General features: G+C 65.8%; 1 pseudogene. It reads left to right on the forward strand.

What is annotated here, in order from left to right:
• Positions 1-263, forward strand: a pseudogene (locus PIJ49_RS16945) (hypothetical protein); the annotation flags it as partial.

The following is a 263-nucleotide window of genomic DNA, read 5'->3' on the forward strand; positions in this document are numbered from 1 at the left end:
ACGCTCGAGAACTTCGTCGTGAACCCGGGCTCGTCCAAGCTCTACGGTGACGTCCTCGTCAACGGCGAGGTCGCCGCGTCGAACGCCTACCTGTTCGAGCTCTGGGGTGGTTCGCTCAAGCCGCTGCAGCTCGAGGGTGACAACGCGGTCCTGACCGGCACCACCGTCCACATCTCCGAGGACGCTGCTGGCCTGCTGAACAAGACCTTCAGCACCGACGCCGTCAAGCGCGGCATGCTCGTCGGCACCGCCACGATCACCGC

Origin of the sequence: Curtobacterium uvaldense (genome assembly GCF_028307415.1) — a bacterium.
Classification (GTDB): Bacteria; Actinomycetota; Actinomycetes; order Actinomycetales; family Microbacteriaceae; genus Curtobacterium.